Annotated in this window: 18 protein-coding genes; 5 read left to right on the top strand and 13 right to left on the bottom strand. The window is 57.8% G+C overall.

The features are described from left to right. Positions 1-73: 73 nt before the first annotated feature. The 3 genes from JMX03_RS00195 to JMX03_RS00185 all read right to left on the bottom strand — a co-directional run bounded on the left by JMX03_RS00195 (position 74) and on the right by JMX03_RS00185 (position 2736). Positions 74-1567 carry an IS91-like element ISCR2 family transposase gene (locus JMX03_RS00195; protein WP_001120888.1) on the bottom strand — a complete coding sequence of 498 codons (1494 nt, stop codon included), beginning with the start codon at positions 1565-1567 and terminating at the stop codon, positions 74-76. Between the two features lie 210 nt (positions 1568-1777). After that, positions 1778-2002: a hypothetical protein gene (locus tag JMX03_RS00190; protein ID WP_000743213.1), complete on the bottom strand. Its 225-nt coding sequence runs from the start codon at positions 2000-2002 to the stop codon at positions 1778-1780. Continuing rightward, entirely contained in the window at positions 1999-2736 is a 738-nt protein-coding gene (locus JMX03_RS00185; protein ID WP_001366550.1) for a recombinase family protein, read from the bottom strand. The genes JMX03_RS00190 and JMX03_RS00185 overlap by 4 nt, the downstream gene beginning before the upstream one ends. A 147-nt stretch (positions 2737-2883) precedes the next feature. On the opposite strand from JMX03_RS00185, the gene JMX03_RS00180 reads away from it, so the two are divergent. From JMX03_RS00180 to JMX03_RS00160, 5 genes are all read left to right on the top strand, one after another. Beyond that, positions 2884-3216, top strand: coding sequence for an ArsR/SmtB family transcription factor (locus JMX03_RS00180; protein WP_000447876.1), 333 nt, complete (start codon positions 2884-2886; stop codon positions 3214-3216). After that, positions 3213-3980, top strand: a complete 768-nt coding sequence (gene arsH, locus JMX03_RS00175; protein ID WP_001239389.1) for an arsenical resistance protein ArsH — start codon at positions 3213-3215, stop codon at positions 3978-3980. The genes JMX03_RS00180 and arsH overlap by 4 nt, the downstream gene beginning before the upstream one ends. After that, positions 3977-4483 carry an arsenate reductase ArsC gene (locus tag JMX03_RS00170; RefSeq protein ID WP_000140066.1) on the top strand — a complete coding sequence of 169 codons (507 nt, stop codon included), beginning with the start codon at positions 3977-3979 and terminating at the stop codon, positions 4481-4483. Before arsH ends, JMX03_RS00170 begins: the two co-directional genes overlap by 4 nt. Continuing rightward, positions 4480-5547: an ACR3 family arsenite efflux transporter gene (gene arsB, locus JMX03_RS00165; protein ID WP_001272375.1), complete on the top strand. Its 1068-nt coding sequence runs from the start codon at positions 4480-4482 to the stop codon at positions 5545-5547. Before JMX03_RS00170 ends, arsB begins: the two co-directional genes overlap by 4 nt. A gap of 114 nt (positions 5548-5661) precedes the next feature. Next, entirely contained in the window at positions 5662-5865 is a 204-nt protein-coding gene (locus tag JMX03_RS00160) for a hypothetical protein (RefSeq protein ID WP_000131871.1), read from the top strand. Between the two features lie 36 nt (positions 5866-5901). Here the strand turns inward: JMX03_RS00160 and JMX03_RS00155 are convergent, their stop codons facing one another. The 10 genes from JMX03_RS00155 to JMX03_RS00110 form a co-directional block, all read right to left on the bottom strand. Beyond that, on the bottom strand, positions 5902-6126 hold the full coding sequence (locus tag JMX03_RS00155; RefSeq protein ID WP_000211355.1) for a type I toxin-antitoxin system ptaRNA1 family toxin: 225 nt from the start codon (positions 6124-6126) through the stop codon (positions 5902-5904). 63 nt (positions 6127-6189) lie between these two features. Beyond that, complete coding sequence (locus tag JMX03_RS00150; RefSeq protein ID WP_000213809.1) at positions 6190-6438, bottom strand: hypothetical protein; 249 nt, start codon at positions 6436-6438, stop codon at positions 6190-6192. A 4-nt stretch (positions 6439-6442) separates the two neighbouring features. Further along, entirely contained in the window at positions 6443-7870 is a 1428-nt protein-coding gene (gene trbL / locus JMX03_RS00145; RefSeq protein WP_001405816.1) for a P-type conjugative transfer protein TrbL, read from the bottom strand. A gap of 10 nt (positions 7871-7880) precedes the next feature. Continuing rightward, positions 7881-8117: an entry exclusion lipoprotein TrbK gene (gene trbK / locus JMX03_RS00140; protein ID WP_000718002.1), complete on the bottom strand. Its 237-nt coding sequence runs from the start codon at positions 8115-8117 to the stop codon at positions 7881-7883. A 12-nt stretch (positions 8118-8129) separates the two neighbouring features. Beyond that, positions 8130-8909, bottom strand: coding sequence for a P-type conjugative transfer protein TrbJ (gene trbJ / locus JMX03_RS00135; RefSeq protein WP_000836966.1), 780 nt, complete (start codon positions 8907-8909; stop codon positions 8130-8132). Between the two features lie 140 nt (positions 8910-9049). After that, positions 9050-9238 (bottom strand): FitA-like ribbon-helix-helix domain-containing protein, encoded by a 189-nt coding sequence (locus tag JMX03_RS00130; protein WP_000024442.1) that lies wholly within the window; start codon positions 9236-9238, stop codon positions 9050-9052. Between the two features lie 1032 nt (positions 9239-10270). After that, positions 10271-11152, bottom strand: a complete 882-nt coding sequence (gene repC / locus JMX03_RS00125; protein ID WP_000743064.1) for a replication protein C, IncQ-type — start codon at positions 11150-11152, stop codon at positions 10271-10273. Then, entirely contained in the window at positions 11139-11966 is an 828-nt protein-coding gene (locus tag JMX03_RS00120) for a helicase RepA family protein (RefSeq protein WP_001162384.1), read from the bottom strand. The genes repC and JMX03_RS00120 overlap by 14 nt, the downstream gene beginning before the upstream one ends. 4 nt (positions 11967-11970) lie before the next feature. Continuing rightward, positions 11971-12192 (bottom strand): helix-turn-helix transcriptional regulator, encoded by a 222-nt coding sequence (locus JMX03_RS00115; protein WP_001179606.1) that lies wholly within the window; start codon positions 12190-12192, stop codon positions 11971-11973. A 147-nt stretch (positions 12193-12339) separates the two neighbouring features. After that, positions 12340-13542, bottom strand: a complete 1203-nt coding sequence (locus JMX03_RS00110; RefSeq protein WP_000954590.1) for a tyrosine-type recombinase/integrase — start codon at positions 13540-13542, stop codon at positions 12340-12342. Positions 13543-13663 lie beyond the last annotated feature (121 nt).

The following is a 13663-nucleotide window of genomic DNA, read 5'->3' as shown; positions in this document are numbered from 1 at the left end:
ACCAGCACGGCGGATCCCTGCCGCGGCGCTGTGAACGCAGCATTTTGATTGGTATCGTTGGCCTTCAGGCTCGTCAGTCAAACAGACCCAGGAGCAGCTCAGCCGGTGGCGCCCGGCTTTCGGGTAACGCCCTGGTCCCGCTGGTTTCGGCTTTGTGCTTCAGGTGATCAAGGATCTGCTTGATCACTATAGGGTCTTCAATGCAGGCGATGACTTTCATGGCGCCGCCGCAGCCGCTGCAGGTCTCGATGTCGATATTGAAAACACGCTTGAGCCGTTGCGCCCATGTCATCGACGCTCGCCGTTGTGCTGGTGTTGCCGGTTCATCAGCCACCCTGACCTTGTTGCCCCTGCCCCGTTTTGCCGGCGTGACCAACGCCCGGTGCCGACTGTTGGGTGCGAACACCCCGTGGAAGCGGGTTAGGTTGACTCTGGGCTTCGGTACCAGGGCGGCCAGCCTTGCAATGAAATCCAATGGTTCGAAAATGACGTGCGTGGTGCCGTCCCGGTACGGCGTCTTGAGCTGGTAGCGCACGTTGCCGCCTCGTGTTAACGACAGCCGCTTCTCGGATACCGCCGGGCGGCTGATGTACCGGCACAGCCGTTCGAGCTTCTTGCGTTCATCGGCCCTGGCCGCCACGCCGGCGTGCAGGCTGGACCCGGCTACCTTGCCAATCCCGTCACCGAACGGATCACCACTGGTCGGCAGAGTTTGCAAAGTGAACACCTTTCGCCCCGCCTGTGAACCGACAGCGATACGGTAAGTGATCGAGTGCCCCAGCAGGGGTGTCATCGGGTCGTCATCCACCGCATCCGAGGCCAGATAGCTGTTTTCGACATCCCGTTCCAGCAGGCCTTGCCGTTCCAGATAGCGACCCACCCGGTGGGCGATGGTGTGCGTCAGCTGGGTGAGCTCTGGGCTGGTCGGCGCCTTGACCCAGCGGAAACGCGCTGAGCCGTGGGATTGCTCGACATACACACCGTCGAGAAACAGCATGTGGAAGTGAACATTCAGATTGAGCGCCGATCCAAAACGCTGGATCAGGGTGACCGCGCCCGTCTTGGCCACTTGGTGGGTATGGCCCGCTTTCTTGACCAGGTGCGTGGCAATGACGCGGTAAACGATGCCCAGCACCCACCCCATGATCTCGGGCCGGCTGGCAAACAGGAAACGCAGCTGAAACGGGAAGCTCAACACCCACTGACGCATGGGTTGTTCAGGCAGTACTTCATCAACCAGCAAGGCGGCACTTTCGGCCATCCGCCGCGCCCCACAGCTCGGGCAGAAACCGCGACGCTTACAGCTGAAAGCGACCAGGTGCTCGGCGTGGCAAGACTCGCAGCGAACCCGTAGAAAGCCATGCTCCAGCCGCCCGCATTGGAGAAATTCTTCAAATTCCCGTTGCACATAGCCCGGCAATTCCTTTCCCTGCTCTGCCATAAGCGCAGCGAATGCCGGGTAATACTCGTCAACGATCTGATAGAGAAGGGTTTGCTCGGGTCGGTGGCTCTGGTAACGACCAGTATCCCGATCCCGGCTGGCCGTCCTGGCCGCCACATGAGGCATGTTCCGCGTCCTTGCAATACTGTGTTTACATACAGTCTATCGCTTAGCGGAAAGTTCTTTTACCCTCAGCCGAAATGCCTGCCGTTGCTAGACATTGCCAGCCAGTGCCCGTCACTCCCACTCGATTGTAAACAAGCACACAAAACCCTTTAGTGACAACAATTTGCAAGAACTATCAGGCTCAGTGCCATGAAAAATACCATGACCAGATCATGAGGTTGAACACGGCTTGCGCCGGCAGCGTTCACGCTCCTGGTCGGCGATCTCGCCCGGCTGCAATGCTAGCTCAGCATCGGTCATGCGCTCCAGCACGTCGCGTAGGCGGATGGTGCAAGGAATGGGCGGCAGCTCGAACTCATAGCCGCCGGCGATCATTTCGGCCGCAATCTCCTCGGTGATGAAAAACGGCTCGTCGTCTTGGTTCGGCTTCTTCATGCCCTTTCCTCCTGGCGCTCATCCTGGCCGACAGCGGCCAGGGCATCGGCTTCCGTCAATGCGTCCTCCACGAACGCGCCGTGCTGCTTCGCTTCGGCCTGGCTGACCTCGGCCCATATCCGTTTCACCTGGGCCGCACTGTACCCGGCCAGCTCGGCGGTCTTGTTGATGCTGTAGCCGGACTTGCGCAGCGCGACAACTTGGGCGCGGCGCTTCGGATCAGCACGGCGGCCCTTGTACCGCCCGGCCTGGCGGGCCAACTCAATGCCTTGGCGCTGGCGTTCGCGCCTGTCCTCGTAGTCGTCGCGGGCCATCTGCAAGGCCAGGCGAAAAAGCATGATCTGCACGGCTTCCAGCACGATCTTGGCGACGCCCTGGGCCTCGGCCGCCAGGTCGGATAGATCGACCACGCCAGGGACGGCCAGGCGTGCGCCTTTGGCCTGTATCGAGGCCACCAGGCGCTCGGCCTCGGGCAAAGGTAGGCGGCTGATGCGGTCGATCTTCTCGGCAATGACCACCTCGCCGGGCTGTAGGTCGCCGATCATGCGCAGCAGCTCAGGCCGGTCGGCGCGTGCGCCGGATGCCTTCTCACGGTAGATGCCGGCGACGTAGTAGCCGGCGGCCTTCGCGGCCGTAGTGATCGCCTCTTGGCGTTCCAAGTCCTGCGCGTCGGTGCTGACGCGCAGATAGACCCGCGCCACCATCGGCGCGGCTACTGGCTTCGTCCTGCGCATACTTGCGGGCTCCTTTGGGCATACTCAAATGCACCCATCTTAAACTGGCAGGCCAATTTATCACATATCGATCTAAATGCGCCTAGCTCATTTTTACAGCTTAAATGAGCTATTGAGCACACTCCATATTTCGACTATTATTGAAACATGGAAACGATAAATGCTGTAGCCGCCCTGGCGGCCATCGCTCAAGAATCGCGCCTCGCGGTGTTCCGGCTTCTCGTCCAGGCCGGCCCCGCCGGCATGGCCGCCGGAAAAATCAGCGAAGCGGCCGGCATCCCGCCGTCTTCGCTATCCTTCCACCTGAAAGAGCTGGCACACGCCGGCATGGTCACGTCGCGGCAAGAAGGCCGATTTGTGATCTACGAGGCGAACTTTTCGACGGCCACTAACCTGGTGGCCTTTCTCACGGAAAACTGCTGCGGCGGCCAGGTGTGCAACCTGTCTTGCACCACGGAAGCCGGGAAGGTGTTGGCATGAGACTTCGCCATCTTTCCGACCCCGATTCTTTGCCCGCTTTGGACAAATCCTTTGCCATCGAGCGCCCGGCGCTCGGGCTGGCACCCGACGCCCCGCCGGTGCGTATCCTGCTGCTGTATGGCTCGCTGCGCGCCCGCTCGTTCTCACGGCTGGCCGTCGAGGAAGCGGCCCGGCTGCTGCAATTCTTTGGCGCAGAAACACGCATCTTCGACCCGTCCGATTTGCCGTTGCCCGATCAAGTGCAAAGCGACGATCACCCGGCCGTCAAGGAGCTGCGCGCCCTGTCCGAGTGGTCAGAGGGACAAGTCTGGTGCAGCCCGGAACGCCACGGTCAGATTACCAGTGTCATGAAGGCGCAGATTGACCATCTGCCGCTTGAAATGGCCGGCATCCGGCCGACCCAAGGCCGCACCCTGGCCGTGATGCAGGTATCCGGCGGCTCGCAGAGCTTCAACGCCGTGAACACCTTGCGTCTGCTCGGCCGCTGGATGCGAATGTTCACCATTCCGAACCAGTCGAGTATCGCCAAAGCGTTCCAAGAGTTCGACGCGGCGGGCCGCATGAAGCCCTCGCCGTACTACGACCGAATAGCCGATGTGATGGAAGAACTGGTGCGCTTCACGGCGCTGGTACGGCCGCACCGTGAAGCACTGACAGACCGCTATTCCGAACGGAAAGCGGCCGGCCACGTCATCGACGAGGCCACCGATCTTTCATCCATCGCCATTGCTCCCCAGCCACTACCAGAAAGCGAAACATCATGACCGAAAGAATCTATAACGTCCTCATCCTCTGCACCGGCAATTCGGCGCGCAGCATCATGGCCGAAGCTCTCATCAACACGATGGGGCAAGGGCGCTTCCGCGCCTACAGCGCCGGCAGTCACCCAACCGGCAAGGTCAATCCCTTCGCCGTCGAAAAGGTGGAGTCGGTGAATTACCCGACCGAGAATCTGCGCAGCAAGAGCTGGGACGAGTACGCCACGCCCGACGCACCGAAGATGGACTTCATCATCACCGTCTGCGACAACGCCGCCGGCGAAATGTGTCCGGTGTGGCCTGGTCAGCCGATCTCGGCGCATTGGGGATTTGAAGACCCGGCCGCCGTCGAAGGCACTGACGCCGAGAAGCGCCGGGCCTTCGAACAAACCTTCCGGCACATGATGAACCGCGTCCGCCTGTTCGTGAATCTGCCTCTCAAAATGCTTGACCAGACGGCCATCAAGCGCGAGCTGGCGAACATCGGCAAGACCGAGCAGGAAGCATGAGCGCCGGCGCACAGGCCATCGCCGCGAAGCCGCGCCAGGCCCCGATGAGCGGCTTCGAGCGTTACCTGACGCTGTGGGTGGCCCTGTGCATCGTCGCCGGTGTTGCGCTCGGCCAGGGCCTTCCTGACGTGTTCCAGGCCATAGGCCGCATGGAAGTGGCCCAGGTCAATTTGCCGGTGGGCCTGCTGATTTGGGTAATGATCGTCCCGATGCTGGTCAAGATCGACTTCGGGGCGCTGCACCAGGTCAAAGAGCATTGGCGCGGCATCGGCGTCACGCTGTTCGTGAATTGGGCCGTCAAGCCATTCTCGATGGCCCTGCTGGGGTGGCTGTTCATCCGACAAGTGTTCGCTCCGTTCCTGCCGGCCGATCAACTGGACAGCTACATCGCGGGCTTGATCTTGCTGGCCGCCGCGCCCTGCACGGCAATGGTGTTCGTGTGGAGCCGCCTTACCAACGGCGACCCGCTTTTCACGCTCTCGCAAGTGGCTCTGAACGACGCCATCATGATCGTGGCCTTCGCGCCCATCGTCGGCCTGCTGCTGGGCATGTCCTCGATCTCGGTGCCTTGGGACACGCTGCTGATTTCGGTCGTGCTCTACATCATCGTGCCGGTGATCCTGGCGCAGCTCTTGCGGCGGCATCTGCTCAAGCAAGGACAGGCCGCCTTTGAACGGGCCATGCAGAAGATCGGGCCGTGGTCGATGGCCGCGCTGCTGCTGACGTTGGTTCTACTGTTCGCCTTCCAGGGCGAGGCCATCATCCGGCAGCCGTTAGTGATCGCCATGCTAGCCGTGCCGATCTTGATTCAAGTGTTCTTCAATTCCGGGTTAGCCTACTGGCTGAACAAGCGGGCGGGGGAAAAGCACTCTGTCGCCTGTCCTTCGGCCCTGATCGGTGCCAGCAACTTCTTCGAGCTGGCCGTGGCGGCCGCCATCAGCTTGTTCGGTCTGCACTCCGGCGCTGCATTGGCAACCGTGGTCGGCGTCCTGGTCGAAGTGCCGGTGATGCTGCTGGTCGTGCGCGTGGTGAATCGCTCGAAGAGCTGGTACGAACGAGGTTGAACATGAGTAGGAAAAAACTGAGGAAATGATTGCAGATTGCCGCGCCGGCCGCTTCCTGGCGCATTCGATCACTGACCTGGAACACCTAGTATCCATGCTTGCTGAGGTCGCCCGATGACAGACCCAAAGAACCTAGAGAACAGGCTGCATGAGAAGGCCGACCCGGCCCGCGCCGTTTCCACTGGTCGGGTGCGCTACACACTGGCCGAACTACTGGCCGACGCGGAAGCATCCGGGGCTTACCCGCTGCCGCCGGAGGAACGCGAATGGATGGATGCGCCGTCTGTGGGTCGGGAATGGCCAAACAGTGAAGATTGAAAAAGGCGGCCAGTTCGAGTGGCCGCCCTTTCGTCATTAGCTGCACGCTTGGCGCAAGGCGTTCATTGCTTCTTGAAAATCAGCCTGTGTCGCCCGGCCCGTTTCAGCTTGGTAGTACACCACCATAAAAGCATTAGCGACGGCTTCGGCCAATGGCCCAAGGCTCCGCGCTTCCGCTTGGTTGATGTACTCCAAAGAAGAAAGAATAGCCGCTGCTTGATGCACTGCTTGCCCTGGTTCGATAATATGTTGTGTTGTCATAATTCACCTCTCCAGTAGGTGTTGATTGAAAGTGCCGGGCTGGTTGTGGCCAGCCCGGTGCGCCTACAGGTACAGCCCCGCCGCCTCCGCGAATGCTGACCGCTCATTCCTGCCGCCATTAACCTCAATACTTATCGGCTTAGTTTCGCTCTCTCTCATAGGGTCTGGCCGTGATACAAAAGCGGCTGTTTCTGTCTCTGCATCGACCTCGGTCGATTGATCACCCAGCGGCGAAATAAATACCTGGCTGACTTCTTCCCTTGGCGCTTCATCCAGGGCCGCCAATGCGGCCATGTATGTTGATGTCGTCATCGTGCTAACTCCTGACTTCGTTACTATCTGGGCCAGAATCGGCGCCCAAGCTATTGCCCTCGAACTGGCCAGATTGGCTTGCTTCTTTCGGCTCCATGCTTTCGCGTATCGAAGCAGCCAGTTTTCCGCCTGTGGTTTCGCTCACTCGCTCCTGGAATCCCTGCTTCACTTGAGAGCCGACACCCTTGGCTAACTCGGAGGCCGTGCCTGTGGCCAGCTTCGCGGCCTTGGCAAAGCCGCCACCGCTTGAGCTACTGCCGCTGTCACCAAAGCCAGCCGCTTGGGCGAATGGGCTACTGCCAGCAGTACCCGCTTCACCACCACCGTTTCCGCCACTGCTGACAACTGACCCCATGCTGGACATGTCACCGCCGGTTTCCATACTCGCTGATGCTTTCTGAAAAGCCGCTTGGAGTGCACTTGCACCTCCGGCTGCACCGGCTGCGGCACCCATAACCGCTTTACCTGCCAGGGCAGCGCCGCCAGTTGCCATACTGGCCGCCGTCACCGCCGCCCCAACTGCCGCACCCGCACCGAAGTTTCCAATTCCACCGGCTGCGCCAATACCACCACCAGACACAAGACCAGAAATCATCGGCGGAACTTTGTTGACCAAGAAAAGCAAGATGACCGATATAACCAACATCACGGCCAGTTCCTGGGATGCCATGTTCTCGCTGATTTGCGTGTAGTAGTGATTGATGAACTCTTTGCCAATCGCAACCAGAAGCACCATTGCCATAAGCTGTGCGGCCAGGCCCAGCACGGTCTTGTAGTAATTGATCGCCATGTCGGAAGTCCAACGACTTCCACCAAAGCCAAGGAAGAACACACCGGCATACAACAGAATCCAGGCTGATGCGAGCAACAGCAACAGGTTGACCGCAATCAACGCCAGGACAAACAAAACAGCCAGGGCCATTAGCTCCATGACCAGAGCAGTTGCCATCTGCCGCCATCCCAGCTCCGAGGTGGCCTGTACTGTGCGGTTGTATAACTCGAAACCAAGATCAAGGATGCTGGAGGGCCCAAGATTGCTATTGGAAAGTCCCCCCGCCTGCGCGCCCAGAGTTTGCAATGACTGAACAATCGTACCGGCGATATTCATGCCCTGGTTCGCATTCGTCAGCAACCACCAGAAAAAGCCGGTGAAGATCGTGAAGCGAACGAACTCCGCGAAGAACTCGCCAATGTCGGCCTTGCGCAAAGCCATCATGCCGAATGTCCAGACCATCGAAATCACAACCAGCGTCCAGAACAAACGCGATGCAGCGGACTCAATAGCTGGCCCCCATGTTGCGGCAGCATCATGAAAACGCTTGAGCACATCATTCATAACACCGCTGCTACTTAGCTCCTGCGCCATTGCAGGTTCAGCCAGCACCATTGTGGCGACCATCATCAAGCCACCTAGAGCAATTTTCTTTCTCATGGCGACCACCTCAATAATCATCTTTAGGGCTGGGCTTGAACTCCCACTGACGCATCTGCTTGGCCTTCTGGAATGCTCTGCATTCCTCGGTAAAGGCCTCTCGGTTCGCTTCGCTGCGCATTTCATTCAGTGCTGCCTGGAACGCATCGGGGGCACACGTCGCCGCATTTGGTTCGGGCATCCTTTCCTGTTCACATCCAGCCAACAACAGCAACGTAGCCGCGGTAGTAAAAAAGATTTTTTTCATCTCACCGCCTCCCTAGTAGTTGTCTGCCGGACTCGGGCGAAACGTCCAGGTACGCATTTGCTCGGCCCTGGCATCACCTCGCGCCTCGGCATCGAGTTCTGCTGCAATCCGGGCTGCCTCCGCGTTGTGTTGGGCGGTCAACATGGTGCGAATCTGCAAGAGCTGATTGGCCTGCTGGCTGGCGAGCTGGTTGGCGTAGCCGATGGCCTGTAGCTGGCCAGTTGCACCCTGGGCCGCGCCTTGCAGCCGCTCCAGGGTACGGGCGTCATCCTTCAAAGCCTTTTGCTGGTCGGCAACGGTCTGGAACAGGGCATCGTTGGCCTTCTTTTGCGACTCTGACGCCAGGCGGCGGTTCTCTTCCATCGCTGCCTTTTCGGCCGGCGTGCATCCGCCGCTGCCGTTGAAGCATGGCGAGCTGCGGTAATAGGCCACGTCCTGAAACTTGGCCAGGTAACGATCCAGGCTGCCTAGCTGGTTCTCGTAATAGGCCAGCGTGTTTTGCGCGGCAATCAGCCGGTTGATCGTAGTCTGCGCCTGATCCCAGATATACGCGGCTGGGGCCATCGTGTTCTGGAGCTGATTTTCGTACTGCTGCAACTGGGTCTGGTACTGCTCAATCTGCTTGAGCGTCTGCGCCACCGACTCGATGGCCGTCATGATGTTCTGGGCCAGGTTGCCGCCGTCGATGACGGGGATACCAGCTTGCACAGGGGCGGTGGTAGTGGTGATAAAGCCGGTTGCGAGTGCAACGGCTAGAGCGGTTTTTTTAGCCGCTAAAATTTTGGACTTCATGGTCGTACTCCGTCGATGAAAAGAAGGCATTGCCTTGACCAAGCGTTGTGCTTGTTCTCGGCAACGTTTCATCGAAGAGCTACGCCACTAGCTGATCGGTATTGCCCTTGGCGCTGAGGCCCGGACTTACAAACGTAAAACTACTCTGTTTTTTTATCGCTTTCGGACAAGCCAACTTCCCGGCCAATCTCTTCAAGCTCTAGCGGCTGTACTGCCGCCGTCAGTATTTCGCGTATTTCCGCGTCGGTGCTCCTATCGTTGAGCGCTGCTCGAACTTTCAACGCACGGTGCACCTCGGCGGGTAAATTCCTGATAAGCACATTTGCCATATCAATACCCTTTTGGTGTACCCGACAACCATGCTATCAAAGATATTAAAAATAGCAAGACCTATACTCTTGCAACCGGCGGTAGCCGATCAGCCCCGCAGGGCAGGATTCCCGTTGAGTGCCCCCGGCGCGAATAAGGGACAGTGAAGATAGATAACCGGCTTGCCGGTTAGCTAACTTCACCCATCCTGCCCGCATTTCACCCACTATTGAAAATCTAGCGCATATCGAACGTAAAGCGTTTTATCGTCAAACAAACACCGATTCTTGGCAACATAACCGTAATCGTCACCAAATCGGCCTGCAATCGACATAGTCGCTTCAAAATCGCTGCTCAATCGGCTTTAAATCGGAACCTAAAATGCCAACAATCGACACAAACCATTCGCCCCGATGGGGCGAGTTGGACGCCAAAAAAGAAGGGCATAACCCGCCCCTCAAGTGTCAATGAACACAAGAAATTTGCCTCCCCTCCCGTCATACCACTAAGGCGACGTATTGATACTTGAGGGGCAACCTTTCCTGATGTTGACACCTTCACGCAGGTTACTGGTTATGGGCGTCCAACACACACGGCTCATTCCTGCTTGGTAATAATAAGAATAATAATCTTCTTATTATTCTTACCGAACGAATGGGCACTGCTTAGCCATTTCACGTTTCGAGCCAAGGTTTCAGTACAGATAACTACAAGTGCACACAGCGGCCCTCCAGCACCGTTAGACGCAGATTCTGCTTCAGCTCATGGAATAAGGGACTCCGGGTTGTTTTCCCCTCTCACAAGGCGTTTCAGCGGCCACTGAAGCCGCCTTCTCTTCTTGGCGTTAAACCATCGGCCTATGGCCGATTGATAAAGCCCGCCAGGGCTTTATTGGCAAGGTCAGAACGCGCCCTCAAGGCGCGAGCTGCACCGCGCATGATGGATTATCTTTAGATAATCTTGGATGGATTTCCCAAACTGCCCGCAAAGCAGCGCACCGTCTGGGTTTTCCAAATTGGGACGGGGAACGTTACGACGGCAGAAGGGGAGCGTTACGACGGTAACAAGGGAACGTTACGACGGTAAACGGGTGCAGTTGCCGTGGGGCCAGGCCTCTTGATCTCCCATTTTCCCTTGGCGTATTCGTTCACTACCCAACCCACGGCGGCAAGTTCGGCCAGTGCCTTCCGGGCAGTCTGACGGCGTTTTTTCATAGCTTCGGCATTGGCTTCATCTGGCCAGACATAGCCGCAAAGCGTGTCCAGTTCCACGCGCCCGGATTTGCCGGGGTCGATCCAGCCGCATAGCCGTTGGTGCATCAGCCGTGCCGGATCAGTCTGTAGCACCCGCACTTCCGCCATGTCGATACGGGCATATGGACGATGCCCCAGGATCGCTTCGGCAATACGCGGATTCAGGGCAACCCATAGCCTGCCGTCCGTCTCGTCAAAAGCATGACTCATCAGGTGGAACGCGGCTTGCCGCCGTCCCTTCGTCACAAGGATGGTGACGTTCGACATGCGCAGCAGGCTGGCTTTGAGCGCCTTGATGTTGTCGCCGCTATCCGTCATGCCCGTTTCTGAGAGCAGTTTGGTCAGGCTCTCACGAACCACCAAGCCGTCTTGCTCAATGGCTTCGAAACGGGGTTCAAGGAATAGCCGTAGCTGTCGCCCCGTCTCACTGGTCGGTTCCGGGGTTAGCAAGATGCCGTTCGGGCCGCCAAGGGCCACGATGCCTTGCAAAAGACGCATATCATCGGCCCCGAGAGGTTCGAATCCGACGAAACGCATGGATTCGTCCTCGCCAAAGGTGTAGGTCACGTCCAGCTTGCAGCGTTTGCGATCGCCACGCTTGAGGCTGCGGAACAGGCCAGGTGCCAAACAGTGCGCGGGATCATGTCGGACGTGGGTCAGGTCATGCTTAGGCTTCTTCACGCTGTCTCCTTTTCACCTTGCACTGCCGCTCCAGTACAGCAGGCTTCAACACGCCGCCGTCGTGCCGTCTAAACCAGAGTTCTTGAAAAGGTGCGCCATAGTTGGCCTTGCTGACGCCAAAGCGGACAAAATACCCACGCTGACAATCATCGACCCCCAGTATCTCGGCCTCGCCTTGCGTCATGCCGGATAGGTACGATTGCCAACGGATGTTATCAACCAGTACGGACGATCCACGACTGGCCTGCTGTTGATCGCCCGACCCCATCATGGCTGCGCTTTTACTCGCGTGGTGCAGAAACACAATGGAGCAGCCTGTATCAGCGGCTATGGCCTCCATGTGCCCAACAACCTGCGCCATCGGCCCGCTAGCGTTCTCCTCCTCAATGTGGAAGCGCCGCAAAGTGTCCAAGATCATCAAGCGACGACCTTCAGCGGCTCGTTTGAGAGCATCGAACCAGCTAGCAGCCATGATGTTTGGGCATTTACCGATCAAGGGTTCAATGAGCAAACCATCAGCCACGGCTTGCCGTTCCGCTGCGCTGAGGTGTGCCCCAAGGGCGTGCAGACGATGGTGAATAGCGGCCGGTGGATCTTCAGCAGGCAGATAGACCACTTGCCCGGTGGGAAACTCGCCTATTTCAAGTAAATCAGGCCCGCCTGCAATCTGTGCAGCCAATTGAAGGGCCAACATGGATTTACCAGCCCCACCAGGCGACACAAGAGCACCAACAGTGCCAGCAACCATATTAGGCAGAACATAATCAATGGGTGGCGGCAATTCCGTGAAAGCCGCCATAAGATCAAGAGCCATATAACTAGCCCTCTATAGGGCCAGGTCGCGCAGCTTGATCACCCGATGATTTACGTGCCTCAATCCACTCTTCGACCTCTGACAAATCCCAGGCGACATTTCTACTGGTTAACGCGATACGGCGTGGAAAATCCCCTCGCTGCTCCAGGTTATAAATTGTTCGTGTCGAAAGCGGGATCATCTCCAGGAGCTTCTTCCTGTTGATGAGGGTCTTTATATTTTGCATGGGTCAATACCTCTCAAATGAATAGTTGCTATTCATCGAGTAGCTGCGCGAAGCAGCTAATCGGTAATTGACCTGCCCGATGCCAATGGCGGCCTTATTTATAAATTCACGGCATCAACTTCAATGCTATCAAAGATAGCAAAAACATCAACCCTTACTGCCTCCCGAAGTCCACTCATCAATCATATCGGCCCAATCCTGCAACATCGCCGCCCGCTGCTCGCGGTACTCAGCCTTGTTGTAGACAGCCCTCACGCCCTTCTGCTCGTGCGCCAGGCACTTCTCGATCCAGTCGGTGTTGTAGCCGGCCTCATGCAACAGCGTGCTGGCTGTGCGCCGCAAATCATGCGGTCCGAACTTGGTAAGTGACTTCCCATCTTTCTGCGCCGCCTTGTAAGTCAGCGTCAGCACCTGGTTAAGTGTGGCAGCGCTCATCGGCGCATCCGAGTCGTACCGTGATGGCAAAACGAAGTCGGAACCACCGGCAAAGGTTTTCATGGCAATGAAAATATCCAGAGCCTGCTGGGACAGAAATACCAGGTGCGGGTTACGGCGTTTCATCCGCTCCTTTGGAATCGTCCACAACGCTTCGCTGAAATTGATCTCGCTCCAGGTCGCATTGGTCAGCTCGCTCTTGCGCACCATCGTCAGCAATAACAGCTTGGCCGCCGCACGGTTTGTTGGGCTTGTGCCCACTCGCTCCATGTACTGGTACATCAGCCCAATTTCTTCTGGCGTCAACGCTCGGTCACGTGGCTCGAATCGAGCGATGCTTGTTGGGCGCACCAGTTCTGCCGGGTTTTCGACCTTCTGCCCACGCTCGATGGCCCAGCGAAATACCTGCAACACGATTTCACGCACATGAACGGCGGTGGCCGGTGCGCCTCGCTCAACAATGGCATCAGCCAGCGCCCGCAAGTCTTCGTGGGTGATCTCCACCAGCTTCTGATTGCTGAATTTCGGCTTCAGCTCACGCTCATAAACCGAGCGGCGCATATCGCGGGTGGAGTCGGCCATCTGGTAGCCACGCAGCCACTTCTCCGCCCAGGCACCGAACGTCTCTGCATCTTTCACCCGCGCCTTGTCTCGGGCTTTCTCCTTGGCCGGCGACTTGCCCGCCGCAACCATCTTCTTGGCGTCACCCAACAGCTCGCGGGCTTCGGCCAGGGTGATGCCACCGACACCATAACGCCCAAAGGTGATGGTCTCCTGCCGACCGTTGATTGAGTAGTTGTAACGGAACGAGATGGAGCCGGCTGGAGTCACTGCCACATAGAGACCTTCCCGGTCATTCACTTTGTAGAGTTTGTCCCTGGGCTTGAGATTGCGCAGCTTGGTATCGGTCAGCATGTACCTTGTCCTTCTTCGTCTCCGATACCATGCTGAAAAAATCTCGAATTTATCGTATTTTTTCTTACGAAACAGTAACTTATAGAATATTAATACCATGAACACACAAAAGAACGCAGCA

It is taken from the genome of Psychrobacter fulvigenes (assembly GCF_904846155.1).
In the GTDB taxonomy this organism is placed as follows: domain Bacteria; phylum Pseudomonadota; class Gammaproteobacteria; order Pseudomonadales; family Moraxellaceae; genus Psychrobacter; species Psychrobacter fulvigenes.
This window is presented reverse-complemented; position numbering and strand designations above follow the sequence as displayed.